The organism is Salinarchaeum laminariae (assembly GCF_023204835.1).
GTDB classification, from domain to species: Archaea; Halobacteriota; Halobacteria; order Halobacteriales; family Salinarchaeaceae; genus Salinarchaeum; species Salinarchaeum laminariae.
In genome coordinates this window covers 2,726,773-2,741,034 of record NZ_CP096270.1, presented here as the reverse complement: position 1 = coordinate 2,741,034, position 14,262 = coordinate 2,726,773, and the positions used below count along the sequence as shown (strand labels likewise).

Below are 14,262 nucleotides of genomic sequence, written 5' to 3'. Positions count from 1 at the left end.
CGCCGTGGATATTCGCGGACGCACGTCACGATCTCCCGTCCAGTAGCTGGGCAATCTGGACGCACGTACAGAAGTGGGGCGCCCCGAGGGCCCGCCGTATTCGCGCGGATAGCAATTCACTTCAAGGCCGACGACTAACGCCACCGACATGGCTGCTTCGTACGTGATCATCGGTGACGGGATCGCGGGAAGTTCCGCCGCGGAAACACTCCGCGAGGAAGATCCCGACGCGGACATCACCGTCGTCACCGATGAGGGGGAGGCACTTTACAACCGTATTCTGATCAAGGAACACGCCAAGGGGAAGCTCCCCGAGGCGCCGATCTCAATCCACGAGCCGGGATGGTACGAGGAGCGCGAGATCGAGCTGTCGCTCAACACCCACGTGACGGAAGTGGATCCCGACGCACACGAGGTCCACACGCACGAGGGCGACGTACTCGAGTACGACAAGCTCCTCGTCGCCACTGGTGGGACGCCCAACCAGCTACCCGTCGACAATGCTGGCGCCGACGGCATCCACCACTTCTGGACGTTCAAAGACGCGCGGAATATCCGAGACGCCGCCGAGGCCGCTGACACGGGCGTCGTCGTCGGTGCCGGGCTGCTCGGCATCGACTTCGCCGCGGTCTGTGGCGCCCAGGACGTCGACGCGAACTACCTCATGCGCGGCGAATGCTGGTGGCGCTACGCGCTCAGCGAAGAGGGTGCGGAGATCATCCACGACGGCCTTCGCGAACTCGGCGTTACCCCGGTGTTCGACTCTGGCGTCGATCACTTCGAGGTCGACGACGACGGCCACGTCGAGGCTGCCGTCGACCCCAACGGCGACCGCTACGACGCGGATTTCGCGGGGGTCGCGATCGGCCTCGATTTCAATCTGGAGTTCATGCACGGCACCGGTCTCGAACGCGACGATGGCGTCGTCGTCGACGAGTACATGCAGACGAACCTCGAGGACGTCTACGCCGCAGGAGACCTCACCCGGTTCTACGACACGATTACGAACTCCTACGAGCAAAACGGCTCCTGGGGATCGGCGAAAGAGCAGGGTCAGACGGCCGGGAAGAACATGGCCGCGGACGACGAGGCCGAAGAGTTCCGCTGGGTGTCGTCCTACTCCATCACTCACTTCGATTTCCCCTTCCTCTCCTTTGGCCACCCGACCCGTGGCGAGGAGTATCTCGAGCAGTCCTACGACGAGGGCGAGTGGCGGCGGCTCGCGATCCGCGACGGGCAGATCGTCGGTGGCGTCCTGATCGGCGATCTCGCGCCGCAGAGCGCCTACAAGCAGCTTGCCCGCGACGAGCGCGACGTCCGTGGACACGAGGATGCGCTCCTCGCCGAGAGCGTCGATCCAGACGAGATCGCACCGAAGCAGGAGCAGTAGAGAGGAGTTGAGTTCCGGTAGCTGGCGGCGGTGTTTTCAGAAGTCCTAGCTTCTGAGTGGCTCTGGCTTTTGAGAAGCTCTGGCCTCCGAGTGGCTCTGGCACATGTGCAGACGCGGTTCCCGACGTTCGTTGGGTATTCATACCTAGCATCTCCTGCTCGAGTCGGACCGACCGTACGCCGACCGACATGGTTTTCCGCTCGTCCGGGCACCTGTGATGCATGGACGGCAGCACGGACATGACGCTCGCGTTCGAACTCTCGGCGCTCCAGGAACTCGCCGAGCCCGACGCGGCGTTCGGGAACGCCCGGCAGTGGAGCGAGTACGTCGGCGTCGTCTCCGAGGAGCCGACGTACGTCGTGACGAACTACACCCGGAAACACCGCATTCGGCAGGATTTCTTCTCCGGTCCTCGCGGCAAGGCCGAGAGTCTGGAGAGCGTTCGCGAGCAGTTCGACACCGAACGCCACGTCTTCGTCGGCACGACCGACGACGATCGAGCGCTGGCAGAATCCGAAGATTGGGAGTATCTCTCCGTCGAGGACGCCGCGGGGGCTGCCGATTGGACGCTCGCCGAGGACGCGCCCGAAGCCGACGCCGCACCCGTCGATCAGCCAGAGCGCGACGACTGGCCCTGAGCAGAACCAGCATCACCGATATCGAACGGCTGCGTCTGATCGTCGATTCTCGACACATCACGTCGGCAGTTCATATCGACAGTTTCAGTCTCGGCAACGCAGCGACCCCCTTTTAGTACGTACTCGGCGACAGCTCGAATACAATGGGATTCGACGCAGGTGACGCCCTCTCGACGGCGATCGATCGCATCACGACACAGGTCGCACTGCTCGTCATCGGGCTCTACGCGGCCGCGAGCATCGTTCAGACCGCCGCACTCCAGGACGTCGTCAGAGTACTGATCGACGAGCTTCGCGAGATCGTCCGCGAGGAGAGTACTGCCGAAGAGTACCAGGATTTCGTCGAAGCGACCGATCCAATACTGAACGACCTCCCGCTCGCGCTCGGGCTCGATCTCGTCCCGGCGCTCCTCCTGATCTTCGCAGCGATGATCGCCGGCACAGTCGTCATCGCGCTCGCGATCGGCGCGTTCGCACGCGGTGCGTCGAGCGTGGGCGACATCGACGCGTCGCGGCTCCTCTGGAACACGATCAATATCGCCGTCGGTGGGATCGCGTTCTTCATCATGCTGCTGATTGGGTTCGGATTCTTCTTTATCCCCGGGCTCGTCGTGTTCTTTCTCTTTCTCTTCTTCCCGATCGCTATCGTCGTCGAAGAGGAGAACTGTTTCTCGGCGTTCGGTAGCTCGGTCGAGATGGTCACGGACAACTTTCTCTCGACGTTCGTCCTCGTACTTCTCGTGATCGTGGTGAGCGCCGTCGTGGGTGCGATCTCCTGGGTCCTGACGTTCGCACTTTCGGGTGCTGCCGGCGCGGTCGTCTCGACAGTCATCAACGCCATCGGAACCATGCTAGTCCTCGCGATGTTGACCGCAGCCTACGTCGGCGCCCAGGACGCAGCGGAGAGTGTCGAGGGGACCACAGAGGAGTTCGGTGACGCCGAGTCCTGGAACTAGCGCCGCAGATTACCGCTCGCTCCGGAGGCGACGCCGCTCTGGCGCGGGCACGACCCCGGCAGATTTCTATTGCTCACCCCGAGACGCGTCCTTTATCCAGCCCAGTCACCAAGCGTGGCCATGACAGAGCCGCGCGTCCCCGGCAACCGGGGCGGGGCGATCGAGCTCCCCTGCGGAGAGACGATCTCGCCGCAGGAACTGGATCTGGGCATGCGGGAGTTCCACTGCGCATGCGGCGAGGACCACGCCGTCGTGATGGACCTCCACCCGCCAGCGCGGTTCGTCCCGGAGTTCCTGGTCGAGATCCTCGAGACCGTCGTCGACGTCGAGGACGAGTTCGAGACGTTCGGTACGCCCCACGTCATGGGCGCGGTGATCGAGGAGTTCCCCGAGAAGGTCGCGACCCACGACGCCAGCAGTGACGGTGAAGTCGGCTACACGCTGGTCTGGATCACCTCCTTCGACGACCGCCGGCTCCACGAGATCGTCGTCGAACTGCTGATCGAGCTGATGGACCACGCCATTAGCCACGCAGAGGATCAGGACCACGCCGCAGTGTTCGAACAGCATCTCGAGGATTTCGACGTCGAAACGTTCGTCGAGCAGTACCGCGAGGAACGCGAGTTCGAGTCCGAACACGACGCCGCGATCTGAGTTACGGACTGGCCCTCCGGCCGAACCTCCTCGAACGCTACAGCCTCCGGAATCCTTCTGATCAAAATCGCCATACTGCGCTCCGTCAGACGCATGTCTGACGCCATTTTATGCTGTTGCGTCCCGTGTTATTCTTCCAATGGCTGCCCGCCACAGCGAGTTCGAGGAGATTCGCCACATCCTCGAAGAGGCCGACGAGCCGCTCACGGCGAGCGAGATCCTCGAAGATCTCGAGGATCACGAAATCGACAGCGCACACCGCGTTGCGACGGTGCTCGGCCGACGAGCGGACAGCGGCGACGTCGACGTGATTCGCGATCGGCCCTACCGCTACCGGGTCTGAGTTCTCCGGGAGTGTCGATCGACTCTTCCGCCCAGTGATTTCTGTTTCCCCTCGGTGGATTCTCCTCGACCGCCACCACTCTTCCCCGCCTCTTCGCGTGAGGACGTCCTATGACGCGAGGTTTTTCCCCACCGGGCGATTCCTGCCGATCGATGGCCGAGCGCAGCAGCGACATGACGCTCGCGTTCTCTCTGGAGGCGCTCCACCGCCTCGAGGATCCGGGCTCCTCTATCGACGACGCCCGAGAGTGGAGCGAGTACGTCGGCGCGCTTGCAGCGACCCCCAACGGTGCGCTGTCATTCACGCGCGAGCGGCGGATCCGCCTCGACTTCTTCTCTGGGACCCGCCCGCCCTCCGAGACGCTCTACGCCGTGAAAGGCAACTACCGGACCGAGCGCCACGTGCTGGTCGGCGTCGACGGCCAAGAGGATCTCGCGTCCAGCCGGAACTGGGAGTTTCAGCACGTCGAGGACGCGGCGGAGCGCGCCGGCTGGGGCCTTCAGGATCCCGACGGCACCGACGAATCGGGGACGATCGCCAGCGTGAGGGAACGGCTTCGCGACGCGATCGGCCGTTGAAAGCTTCAGTTCGCTCGAGGGAAACGACCTCGCCGCCGATACTATTAGGCTAGCAGTTGCACGTAATGGATATGGCTACGACTGGCGCGGAGTCGTCGATTCTCGTCCTGGTTGTCAGCATTCTGGTCGGTGGTTTAGCGATTCACGTCGGTGCGACGTTCGCGCTCACCTCGCGTAACTACTCTCACGCGATCGTAACGGCGGTGTTGGGGGCGCTCGCGTGGGCCGCCGTGAACTTCCTGTTCACCGAGCTGTCGATCGCCGGAAACCTGAGCTCCCTCGTCGCCCTCGTCGTCTGGGTCGGCGTCGTCGGCTGGCGGTACGATACGGGTTGGCTCCGCGCTGCCGTCATCGGATGCTTCGCGTGGCTCGGGGCAGTCGTCACACTCGCACTGCTCGATTTCCTGGGCGTCGGCGGAATCGGTGCCTACGGTATTCCCGGAGCCTGATCGGATCGGACCTCCGTCGCGCTGCTCACTCACACCCACACTCATGCCACTTACTCTCGCCCGATCCCGAGCCCCAGCTCCTGGTTCACGAGTTCGACGGCTTCTCGACGCGCGCCGACGGAGCTGAGATAGCCGACGCCGACGCTCGTCTTGAGCGCGACTGCCGCTGCTCCCGTGACGACCGTCGGCCCGACCTGCGCGACCGCACCGTTCCCCACGCTGACGACCCAGCCAGGTGGGTCGAAGGCGAACCGCTCGAGACGGGGCTCGAACGCGTCGTCGCTTCCGTCGAGCACGCGTTCCACGTTCGTCGCGACGGTCTCTGCTGCGCGAACCGCTGCCTGGGCGGTCGCCGGGACCGCCTCGCCGTCGCGATCGATCGCACGGACGGCGTCGCCGAGTCCGAACGTGCGATCGCCCAGTTCGAGCGTCGCGTCGACCACTGGTCGGTCGCCGTCGACCGCTCCTTGTCCGGTAATCCCGCCGGTCCAGACGAGCAGATCGTGGGGAATCGACTCGCCGGTCTCGAGTTCCACGGCGTCGGCGGTCGCACGCTCGACCGTCGCGCTGGTCCTGACGTCAATCCCGCGATCGTCGAGCGCGGCGCGGATCGCTCCCCTGAACGGGGGTTCGAACCCGGGCGCGACGCTCGATTGCTGTTCGAGCAGCGTTACAGAGAGTGTGGACGCGTTCTCGTCCCCATCCACCTCACTCACTCCCTCCTCCTTACTCTCCTCCCCGTACTCGTCCGTCTCCGTCTCCTCGTTCGCTTCCCTCCCGTTTTCGAACTGATCGTTGAGCGCAGCGAGTTCGCCCGCCACCTGCACGCCGGAGAGTCCGGCGCCACCGATCACGACGTTCGCACTGCCGTCGCCGCGGGCCTCAGCATCGGCAGCGTCCGAAACCTGGCCGCGGGCCAGTTCGGTCGCGCGGTCGTGGATGCGTCGGGCGTCTGCGAGTCGCTTGAGCGGGATTCCGTGCTCTGCTACCCCCTCGACGGCCATCGACGGCGCCGCGCCGATCGCAACGGCGCAGGCGTCGTACTCGATCGCTTCGCCGCTATCCAGCGTCACGGTCCTACGGTCTGGTGAGATTGCGTCGACGCGGGCTTCTCTGACGGTGGCGCGATCTAGCAGCGCATCGAGCTCCATCCCGATTTCCTCGGCGAGATCGGGCCGACGGACGACGCGATGCAGTTCGTGCTGGAGGACGTGCTGGCCGTCGTCGTCGATCACGAGCAGATCGTGGTCCGCTTCGAGCCGGCGCTCGAGCTTCCGGGCGAGCGTGACGCCGGCGTAGCCGCCACCGAGGACGAGGACGCGCATGGCTACCACACGTCGGCCATCGGGTTAGATGTGGCGTGTCGCGGGGCCGACCGTCACGGGGCCGTCCGTCGCGACGATTCGATGCCTATCGCGACCGGCACCCGGTCCGTCCCCGAGTTTATGGTGAAGGAGGGCCTACTTGCGCGTACGGAGGAGACCACCCGAGTGTCAGCCACAGACCGAGCCGTCGTCGCGAAACGCGCCGACGCTGGCGAGCCCGATACCGAGGAGATCGAACACCTCGCCCGATCCGCGGGCTACGAGGTCGCGACAGTCCTCACCCAGACCCGCCCGGAGGACTCCGCCCTCGAGTTCGGGGAAGGAAAGGCGGAGGAGCTCGCCCGCGTCGTCGAGCGTGAGGACGCGGATACCGTCCTCTTCGACAACGAACTCGGTCCCTACCAGACCTACAACCTCGGCCAGCTGCTTCCCGAGGGCGTCGAGGTGCACGATCGGTTCACCCTCATTCTGGAGATCTTCGGCCAGCGTGCGGAGACCCGCACCGCACAGCTCCAGGTCGAGCTCGCCGAACTACGCTACGAACTTCCCCGCGCCGAGGCCAAGACCAGCCTCGCCAAACGCGAGGAGCATCCCGGGTTCATGGGGCTGGGCGAGTACGACGAGTCCCGCGAACAGGACATCAAGTCCCGAATCTCCCGGATCCGAGACGAGCTCGACCAGATCGAGCAGACCGAGCAACACCGCCGCGAGCAGCGCCGCGAGTCCGGGTTCGATCTCGTTGCACTCGCCGGCTACACGAACGCTGGCAAATCCACCCTTTTGCGCCGGCTCGCGACGGAGCTGGACGTCGACGAGAACGAGGCGCTCCACGACGATCTCGACGCGACGGCGAAATCCGAGGACCAGCTGTTCACCACGCTCGGCACGACGACCCGCCGGGCGGATCTCGGCGATCGCGAGGCGCTGATCACCGACACCGTCGGGTTCATCTCCAATCTGCCACACTGGCTCGTCGAGTCGTTCAAGTCCACGCTCGACGCTGCCTACCGTGCGGATCTCGTCCTCCTCGTCGTCGACGTGACCGAGTCCGTCGAGTCGATCCGCGAGAAGCTCGTGACGTCCCACGACGTCCTGCACGAGCGCAACGAGGCGCCGATCGTCACGGTCCTCAACAAGATCGACGACGTCGACGAGGAGGAACTGGCTCGCAAGCGAGAGGCGCTCTCGGCGCTCGCACCCCATCCAGTCGTCGTCAGCGCGAAGGAGGGCCAGCGAGTCGAGGCGCTTCGCGAGCGGATCCGTGCGGCGCTGCCGCCACTGGAGGAAGAGCGGCTCGTGATGCCGATGACCGACGACACGATGTCCGTCGTCTCCTGGCTCCACGATAACGCCCGCGTCGAGGACGTGACCTACGGGGACGACGACGTGCTGGTGGAGTTCGCCGCGCGACCGGCAGTCGTCGAGCAGTCGCGGTCGAAGGCGGCGGGGCTGAGTCCACCGGCTGAGTCCGCATAGTAGCCGCCTTTCGTTCGAAGCAACGAATCAATTTTCCCGCTGTTCGGCGTGATGCGCTGCTACCGCACCGGAACTGTGCTACAACTGCTCGTACAGTACACTGTCCGGTTCAGCTGGCGGATTTGCTGTCGGTCGTTTGTGGATCGGCGAACTGCTCGCGTACCCAGCTGACCGCGTAGGCGGCGACCGCACCGGACACCATCCCCGTGACTGCGAAAAACGAGGCGGTGAGTACGAACAGGGGTATCAGACCGTCCAGGTGCCAGTTGAGCGTCGGCAGGCCGTCGATCACGAAGAGCAGGACGAACGCGATCGGTCCGAGGACGACGACGGGAATACTCCCTGCCAGGGCGCCGGCTTTCGCGGCTGACGTTCGTGGTCCAGCGTAGAGCGCTCCAGCAACGGCTCCGCTGCCGAACATCGAGTATCTGATCTGGATCGGACCGCCCGACCCCACGATCAGATTATACTCGACGATCGTCAGGATACTTCCTACGAGCGCGCCCCAAAGGACCGCGGCAGTGAAGGTGCCATCGGTGAGCGAGGATGCGAGCGCGTTTCGGAACTCTGCCACGTCGCTGGACATTGTCTCTCAATCTTCCACGTCCCTCGGCTTGAAACTACCGTACGATGGCGAATCGTTTTTCTTCGACCGAAGGAGAGCAAACCGACGGCCGGCTCGTGGTTGCGGGAGGATAGCGTCAGGGCGATTTGACCGTCGGACGGGCCTCGGAGCGGTTCGATTCGAGTACCGCCTCGACGAGCCAGTGGGCGACGTAGGCCGCGAAACCGCCAAACGCGGCGGCAACCGCGTTCAGGAGTGTGAAAATGAAGACGAAGAACGGCAACACGACCAGATACAGGCCCGGGGAGCCACCGACGGTTCCGGGCACGATACCGCGAGCGTAGAACGCCGTAGTCGATACGAGCACGGGAAGCCCGCCGGCCAGCGCACCGGCTTTTGCGGCGGTTTGCCGCGGACCTCCGTAGATGGTACCGGAGATAGCGCCGCCGAGGATCGTCGCTGATCCGAACTCGTAGCTTCTCGTCGCGCCGGTCAGGTCGCTCTGGAAGAGAGCGATCAGACCGACGACGATCGTACCGACGATCACGGCCGTCCCGAACCCGACCTCGCGGCGCGCATCCCGGATCGTCGTGCGGGGTCCGCCGAGCGTTTCCGCCATTGAACGGATTGTTCCGCCGACACGTTGTTCAAACTAACGAAGCGTGCATCTCGCAGACCACCAATCCCCGCGGACTTTTGCCGCTGGCTGTCCCAGTGACGCCCGTGAAGCCGTACGAGCGCAAGCAGCTCCTCGCCAGCGTCGAGCGCGACGGCGCGACTATCGGCGTCTCGATCCCCGAGACGGTCGACGTCCAGGGGGAGCCCGTAGACCTCCGCGAGTTCGTCATGGAGATCTCGCGTCGCGACACGGTCCCAGCGGGCGAGCGCGAGCGGGTCGACCGAGCCAAGCGCAACCTTCGCCGGGAGCGCACCGAGCGCCTCGACCGACTGGAGGACGGCGACATCTCGAAGGCCGAGGGCGAAGACCTCGCGAACGCCATCGTCGGGATCGACCGGGCGCTGAACGCACTCGAATCGCTCGGGCCAACGGATCTCGAGGGCGAGCGCGAACGCAAGGAAGCGGCCGATCAGAAGCGCTGGGTTTCCTTCCTGAAACAGGCGCTCGGTCGCGACGAGGACGAGGCGCGGGGGCGAGCCGGACCGTGAACTGGCAGACCGGACACCGAGAGTCGATCACACCTATCCACGACCCATGAGCGAAGATACTGCAGAAGACGCCGGCGAGAACGGCGATGCTACCGACGACACGGCCAAGGACACCGACGGCGGCGACACCGGCGACCACAACACCGGCGACGACGCTGCACCGGACGTCGATCCAACCGGGATCACGAACGACGAGATCGCGGATCGCTTCGAGGAGTTCGCCGATCGCCTCGAGGCGCAGGACGTCGCGTACAAACCGAGCGCGTACCGACGCGCGGCCGAGAACGTGCGTGACTACCCCGGATCGGTTGCCGCGCTCGCCGCGAACGATCCCGACGCAGTCGAAGACATCGATCGGGTCGGTGACGCGATCGCGAGCAAGATCGTCTCCTACGTCACCGACGGCCGTATCCAGGAACTCGAGGAGCTCCGCGAAGAACTGCCGGTCGACATGGCGGATCTGACCGCCGTCGAGGGCGTGGGTCCAAAGACCGTCGGCACGCTCTATCGCGAACTGGGCGTGCGGACGCTCGCCGATCTCGAAGCCGCGGCGGAGGCCGGCGAGATTCAGGAGGTCTCCGGATTCGGTGCGAAGACCGAGCAGAACATCCTCGACAATATCGCCTTCGCGAAGGAAGCGCGTGGTCGCGAACGGCTCGGCGACGCACGGCCCGTGGCCGACGACCTCCTCGCGCAGATGCGCGAGGTGTCCGTCGTCCAGCACGCCGAGGTCGCGGGGTCGATCCGTCGCTGGCTCCCCACGATCGGCGACGTGGATGTGCTCGTGGCGACGGATCTCGACGACGCAGAGCAGGCCGTCGACGCATTTCTCGACCTCGCGGACGAGGAGCTGCAGGCCGGCACCACGAAGGCGAGCGTCAGGATCGATGGCCAGCAGGCCGACCTCCGTGTCGTCCGCCCCGACCAGTTCGGCGCCGCGCTCCAGTATTTCACGGGCAGCAAGGAACACAACGTCCAGCTCCGGAACTACGCGCTCGACCGCGACGTCTCGCTCAACGAGTACGGTGCCTTCGACGTTTCCGATCCGGACGTCGAGCCCGGCGACGGCGCGGACGCTGGCGAGCGGATCGCCGGCGATACCGAGGCGTCGATGTACGAAGCGCTCGACCTGCCCTGGATGCCGCCCGAGCTCCGCGAGGGCCGCGGCGAGATCGAGGCCGCCGCGTCGGGCACGCTCCCCGATCTCATCGAGGAGGGCGACGTTCGCGGCGATCTCCACGTTCACTCCGAGTGGTCCGACGGCCGGGAGACGATCGAGTCCATCGTCGCGGGCGCGGCCGAGTTCGGCCACGAGTACGTCGCGATCACCGACCACGCCGAGGGGCCGGGCGTCGTCGCTGGAATGGGGCTGGACGACGAGTCGCTCCGCGAGCAGGCCGACGCAGTCGCCGCCGTCGCAGACGAGGCGGAGATCGAGGTGTTCCACGGCGTCGAAGCCAACATAGACGTCGACGGCGATCTCTCGACGCCCGACGACGTCCTCGCCGACCTCGACGTGGTGGTCGCATCGCCTCATAGCGGCCTCGATGGCGAGGCGACCGATCGGCTCGTGAGTGCGATCGAGCATCCATACGTCGACATTCTGGGTCACCCCAGCGGCCGGCTGCTGAACGAACGCTCGGGGATGGAGTTCGATGCGAAGAGGATCGGCGAAGCAGCGGCCGAGAACGACGTCGCTCTCGAAATCAACGCCAATCCTGCCCGGCTCGATCTCTGGGGCGAAGCAGTCCAGGTCGCTATCGACGCGGGCGCGACGATCGCGATCGACACCGACGCCCACGCTACCCCTGAGTTCGGTCACATCCGGTACGGCGTCCACACTGCTCGACGTGGGTGGGCCGAGGCCGACGACGTACTCAACGCGTGGGACCTCGAAGACGTTCGGGCGTTCCTGGAGTAAGCTGCTGGTCGGGCCGTCGACTGTCTGCCTGTCCCTTCCGAGTCAACTCTCTCAACTCTCGCAATTCGAGGCGCTCAGTCCGGTTCCAGTGCGCATCGAGACCGTCCGGTAGTGGGACTGAGAAACGAGATGAAGAGGGTGAGGTGGTGGCAGCGGATGGTTACCGACCGGCGTTCGGCGACCAGTCCTCACACGCTTCGACGTCGTCCATGTACTCCGAACGGTGACCGCAGTAGGGCGTCATCCCCTGGTCGGTTCGGACGTACTCGAAGTGCTCGCAATTGCCGCAGTATTTGTCGGTGAGGTCCGTGTCGGTGCGCTGTCCACCGGTGTCCGTCGGCGTGGGCGATTGGAGCGTTTCCGCGGCGGCGCCGCCGTCGCTCGCGGTTCCGAAGCCGGCCGCTGGCGTCGAGGGAGAGGAACTCGTCGCCGAGCGGCCAGCCGTTCCGGACTGATCGGATCCGTTCTGCTCCGAGGGTCGGTTGGTCTGGGTCTCGACGGAGCCATCTGGGGTGTTGCCGAGGAGGCCGACCCCACCGCCGAGCGAGCCACCGTCGTCTTTCTCGACCTCGACGTACTTCGTCTTGCCTTCGCCGACGCGCAGCGAGACCGTGCCGCCCGGATCGTTACGGCGTTTGAACGTCGCGATCCCGGCGAACAGACAGAGGGCGATCGTCAGCATGCCGACGAAGTAGATCCCGGTGACGTAGGGGGTCAGCTGATTGCCGTGGCCGAGCCAGTGGTCCGGGTAGGCTCGCCAGAAACTCGCGACGCCGAGCACGGTGAGACTCGCGCCGATCGCTGCGGCAGCCCGGAGCCGTGGGCTCGCCGGCAGGATGACCACGACACCGCCGGCGAGTGCGGGCGCCGCGAGCCCACCGAGCACGCCAGCGAGCCGGCGGGCACCCCACTCGGTCGGATTGGCCATCGCGACGACGAGCGCGAGCAGGCTCAGCACGATTCCCGCCCCGAGGAGGGCGACACCGGCCTTGAGCCGGGTGTCGCTCTGGAGCGCCCCGACGTCGTCGGTGTAGGCGTCAGCGAGACCGGTCATACACTGCGGGTACGGTACGGGTCACCAAAAGCACCCGTCAGACGCGCGTCATGCACGCGGGCGCAGGGAACGTCGGCGGTGAGCGTCGGTGGTGGTGTCGGTGGAGACGGCACCCGATCGGGCAGCCGCCGAGTGGCGGCGATAGAGTTGGCAGAGAAGGAACGCAATACGTCAGCGGTCGGCGTGTCGATCGATCAGTCGGTGCTGGTGCGATCGGCGGCGGGTGCAGCAGTCGATTCCGCCGATTCGCCACTCGACTGGCCGCTCGCACTGGAGCGATCGACCATCGGCGTGCCGTCGGCCCGCGGACCGAGCGTCGGGCCGATCACGTCAGCGTCGGGATCGATCCGGCGACGCTGGCGGTAGTCCGTCGAGCGTTCCACCGGCGTCCGGCCGATCGCAGTGACCATGTCGACGTACTCCTGGAAGGACCGGAACTCGCCGAAATCTCCACCGGCGCGTTTGGTGATCTCCTCGGATAGGATGGTCCCCATGAAGTCGTCGGCGCCGCAGTTGAGCATCTTCAACCCCTGGCTGTCGCCGTACTTCACCCAGGAAGACTGGATGTGTTCGACGTTGTCGAGGAACAGTCGCGAGACCGCGATCATCAGCTCGTCCTGGTCGGTGCTGGCGCCCCCGTCGAGGTAGCCCCGTTCGAACAGCGGCGTCTCCTCGTGGACGAAGGAGAGGGGAACGAACTCCGTGATTGCGCCGGTGCACTCCTGGAGGTCGCGAATTCGTTTGAGGTGGAGCACGCGGTGCTTCGCGTTCTCGACGTGGCCGTACATGATCGTCGCGGTGGTGTCGAGGCCGACGGATGCTGCAGCGTGCATCGCCTCCATCCACTCCTCGGTGTCGATTTTTCCGGGGCAGATGACGTTGCGCACCTCGTCGACGAGGATCTCGGCGGCGGTACCGGGCACGGAATCGAGGCCGGCGTCCTTGAGGCGGCCGTAGACCTCCTCGTAGTCCCAGTCGGCACCGCGCTGGGCGTGGTAGGCCTCCTCGGGCGTCATCGAGTGAACGTGGACGTCGTCGACGCTCATCGCGGAAATCTGATCGACGTAGGTGCCGGGGGAGGTGTCGTACTCCGACGGCGGTCGGTAGTTGACCATCGTCGGGTCGTCTTTCGCCTCGAGGACCTCCCGGTGTTCGTCGTCGAGGGCGAACGCGGGGTGGAGTCCGGAGACTGAGGTGACTTCGTAGATGCCGAGATCGAGGGCGTCCTCGACGACAGCCCGGGACTCCGCGGGCGTCTTCGTGAACCCGCCGTGGTCGCCCTGGTACTCGGTTCGGAACTTCTGTGAGCGGTCTTTGAAGTTACAGAACAGGCAGCCGGTGTTGCAGGCCGTCGTGACGTTGTTGTTGACGTTCGCCACGAACGTGACCTCCTCGCCGACTTCTTCGGCGCGGCGGCGGTCCGCGATCTCCAGCACGCGCTCCTTGCGCTCGGGGTCGATTCCGGGCTCGTCGGTCCCGGTGGTGATGAGTTCCACGCCGTCGTCGACGGAGAGCCGATCGCCGTTTCGGGCTCGCTCGAGGGCGTTCTCGAAGGACTGGTCCGTGCAGGGGAGGTGATCGAAGTCGACGGATACGCCCTCCTCGGGGACGTCGACGCCGCAGGTGAATCCGTCGCCCATTATGCTACCATCACAAATCCCGAGGGGTAAAACAAGGGTGGTTCCGGCAGTGCGCGCCGGCTGCACGGACGCGGGAGAACCGGCATTGCGGCTCATTCTGCCGGGA

The 14,262-nt window shown here is 65.4% G+C and carries 15 protein-coding genes; 10 read left to right on the top strand and 5 right to left on the bottom strand.

Features of this window, described 5'->3' with window-relative positions; all coding sequences use genetic code 11:
- Positions 1-148: 148 nt before the first annotated feature.
- The 7 genes from MXF70_RS13100 to MXF70_RS13070 all read left to right on the top strand — a co-directional run bounded on the left by MXF70_RS13100 (position 149) and on the right by MXF70_RS13070 (position 5,008).
- Complete coding sequence (locus tag MXF70_RS13100; protein ID WP_248516106.1) at positions 149-1,390, top strand: NAD(P)/FAD-dependent oxidoreductase; 1,242 nt, start codon at positions 149-151, stop codon at positions 1,388-1,390.
- Between the two features lie 221 nt (positions 1,391-1,611).
- Positions 1,612-2,028, top strand: coding sequence for a DUF7124 domain-containing protein (locus MXF70_RS13095; RefSeq protein ID WP_248516105.1), 417 nt, complete (start codon positions 1,612-1,614; stop codon positions 2,026-2,028).
- Between the two features lie 143 nt (positions 2,029-2,171).
- Entirely contained in the window at positions 2,172-2,984 is an 813-nt protein-coding gene (locus tag MXF70_RS13090; protein ID WP_248516103.1) for a DUF7847 domain-containing protein, read from the top strand.
- A 120-nt stretch (positions 2,985-3,104) separates the two neighbouring features.
- The gene (locus MXF70_RS13085; protein WP_248516101.1) at positions 3,105-3,638 is read left to right on the top strand and encodes a DUF5815 family protein; all 534 of its coding nucleotides are present in this window, start codon (positions 3,105-3,107) and stop codon (positions 3,636-3,638) included.
- A 139-nt stretch (positions 3,639-3,777) separates the two neighbouring features.
- Positions 3,778-3,981 carry a hypothetical protein gene (locus tag MXF70_RS13080; RefSeq protein ID WP_248516099.1) on the top strand — a complete coding sequence of 68 codons (204 nt, stop codon included), beginning with the start codon at positions 3,778-3,780 and terminating at the stop codon, positions 3,979-3,981.
- Between the two features lie 152 nt (positions 3,982-4,133).
- Positions 4,134-4,559, top strand: coding sequence for a DUF7124 domain-containing protein (locus MXF70_RS13075; RefSeq protein ID WP_248516097.1), 426 nt, complete (start codon positions 4,134-4,136; stop codon positions 4,557-4,559).
- Between the two features lie 71 nt (positions 4,560-4,630).
- Positions 4,631-5,008, top strand: a complete 378-nt coding sequence (locus MXF70_RS13070) for a hypothetical protein (protein WP_248516095.1) — start codon at positions 4,631-4,633, stop codon at positions 5,006-5,008.
- A gap of 50 nt (positions 5,009-5,058) precedes the next feature.
- Here the strand turns inward: MXF70_RS13070 and MXF70_RS13065 are convergent, their stop codons facing one another.
- Positions 5,059-6,333 (bottom strand): NAD(P)/FAD-dependent oxidoreductase, encoded by a 1,275-nt coding sequence (locus MXF70_RS13065; RefSeq protein ID WP_248516094.1) that lies wholly within the window; start codon positions 6,331-6,333, stop codon positions 5,059-5,061.
- Between the two features lie 165 nt (positions 6,334-6,498).
- Here MXF70_RS13065 and hflX point away from each other — a divergent pair, with 165 nt between their 5' ends.
- Entirely contained in the window at positions 6,499-7,809 is a 1,311-nt protein-coding gene (gene hflX / locus MXF70_RS13060) for a GTPase HflX (RefSeq protein ID WP_259370362.1), read from the top strand.
- A 109-nt stretch (positions 7,810-7,918) separates the two neighbouring features.
- Here hflX and MXF70_RS13055 read toward each other — a convergent pair whose 3' ends face one another.
- Together MXF70_RS13055 and MXF70_RS13050 are read right to left on the bottom strand one after the other, a co-directional pair.
- Entirely contained in the window at positions 7,919-8,395 is a 477-nt protein-coding gene (locus tag MXF70_RS13055) for a DUF5518 domain-containing protein (protein WP_248516092.1), read from the bottom strand.
- A 115-nt stretch (positions 8,396-8,510) separates the two neighbouring features.
- Positions 8,511-8,993 carry a DUF5518 domain-containing protein gene (locus tag MXF70_RS13050; RefSeq protein ID WP_248516090.1) on the bottom strand — a complete coding sequence of 161 codons (483 nt, stop codon included), beginning with the start codon at positions 8,991-8,993 and terminating at the stop codon, positions 8,511-8,513.
- A gap of 104 nt (positions 8,994-9,097) precedes the next feature.
- Between MXF70_RS13050 and MXF70_RS13045 the strand changes: the two genes are divergently transcribed.
- Together MXF70_RS13045 and polX are read left to right on the top strand one after the other, a co-directional pair.
- Entirely contained in the window at positions 9,098-9,541 is a 444-nt protein-coding gene (locus MXF70_RS13045) for a DUF5788 family protein (protein ID WP_248516089.1), read from the top strand.
- A gap of 46 nt (positions 9,542-9,587) precedes the next feature.
- On the top strand, positions 9,588-11,462 hold the full coding sequence (polX, locus tag MXF70_RS13040) for a DNA polymerase/3'-5' exonuclease PolX (RefSeq protein ID WP_248516087.1): 1,875 nt from the start codon (positions 9,588-9,590) through the stop codon (positions 11,460-11,462).
- A gap of 160 nt (positions 11,463-11,622) precedes the next feature.
- Here polX and MXF70_RS13035 read toward each other — a convergent pair whose 3' ends face one another.
- Positions 11,623-12,516 (bottom strand): cell division protein CdpA domain-containing protein, encoded by an 894-nt coding sequence (locus tag MXF70_RS13035; protein ID WP_248516085.1) that lies wholly within the window; start codon positions 12,514-12,516, stop codon positions 11,623-11,625.
- Between the two features lie 194 nt (positions 12,517-12,710).
- Positions 12,711-14,156, bottom strand: a complete 1,446-nt coding sequence (gene cofH, locus MXF70_RS13030) for a 7,8-didemethyl-8-hydroxy-5-deazariboflavin synthase subunit CofH (protein ID WP_248516083.1) — start codon at positions 14,154-14,156, stop codon at positions 12,711-12,713.
- Positions 14,157-14,262: the final 106 nt, after the last annotated feature.

What these genes read in the sequence shown, in the direction of transcription:
- MXF70_RS13080 (WP_248516099.1), top strand. Translation starts at nt 3,778, where the DNA reads ATGGCTGCCCGCCACAGCGAGTTCGAGGAGATTCGCCACATCCTCGAA.
- cofH (WP_248516083.1), bottom strand. Translation starts at nt 14,156, where the DNA reads ATGGGCGACGGATTCACCTGCGGCGTCGACGTCCCCGAGGAGGGCGTA.
- MXF70_RS13090 (WP_248516103.1), top strand. Translation starts at nt 2,172, where the DNA reads ATGGGATTCGACGCAGGTGACGCCCTCTCGACGGCGATCGATCGCATC.
- MXF70_RS13035 (WP_248516085.1), bottom strand. Translation starts at nt 12,516, where the DNA reads ATGACCGGTCTCGCTGACGCCTACACCGACGACGTCGGGGCGCTCCAG.
- MXF70_RS13085 (WP_248516101.1), top strand. Translation starts at nt 3,105, where the DNA reads ATGACAGAGCCGCGCGTCCCCGGCAACCGGGGCGGGGCGATCGAGCTC.
- MXF70_RS13050 (WP_248516090.1), bottom strand. Translation starts at nt 8,993, where the DNA reads ATGGCGGAAACGCTCGGCGGACCCCGCACGACGATCCGGGATGCGCGC.
- MXF70_RS13100 (WP_248516106.1), top strand. Translation starts at nt 149, where the DNA reads ATGGCTGCTTCGTACGTGATCATCGGTGACGGGATCGCGGGAAGTTCC.
- MXF70_RS13065 (WP_248516094.1), bottom strand. Translation starts at nt 6,333, where the DNA reads ATGCGCGTCCTCGTCCTCGGTGGCGGCTACGCCGGCGTCACGCTCGCC.
- polX (WP_248516087.1), top strand. Translation starts at nt 9,588, where the DNA reads ATGAGCGAAGATACTGCAGAAGACGCCGGCGAGAACGGCGATGCTACC.
- MXF70_RS13075 (WP_248516097.1), top strand. Translation starts at nt 4,134, where the DNA reads ATGGCCGAGCGCAGCAGCGACATGACGCTCGCGTTCTCTCTGGAGGCG.
- MXF70_RS13095 (WP_248516105.1), top strand. Translation starts at nt 1,612, where the DNA reads ATGGACGGCAGCACGGACATGACGCTCGCGTTCGAACTCTCGGCGCTC.
- MXF70_RS13070 (WP_248516095.1), top strand. Translation starts at nt 4,631, where the DNA reads ATGGCTACGACTGGCGCGGAGTCGTCGATTCTCGTCCTGGTTGTCAGC.
- MXF70_RS13055 (WP_248516092.1), bottom strand. Translation starts at nt 8,395, where the DNA reads ATGTCCAGCGACGTGGCAGAGTTCCGAAACGCGCTCGCATCCTCGCTC.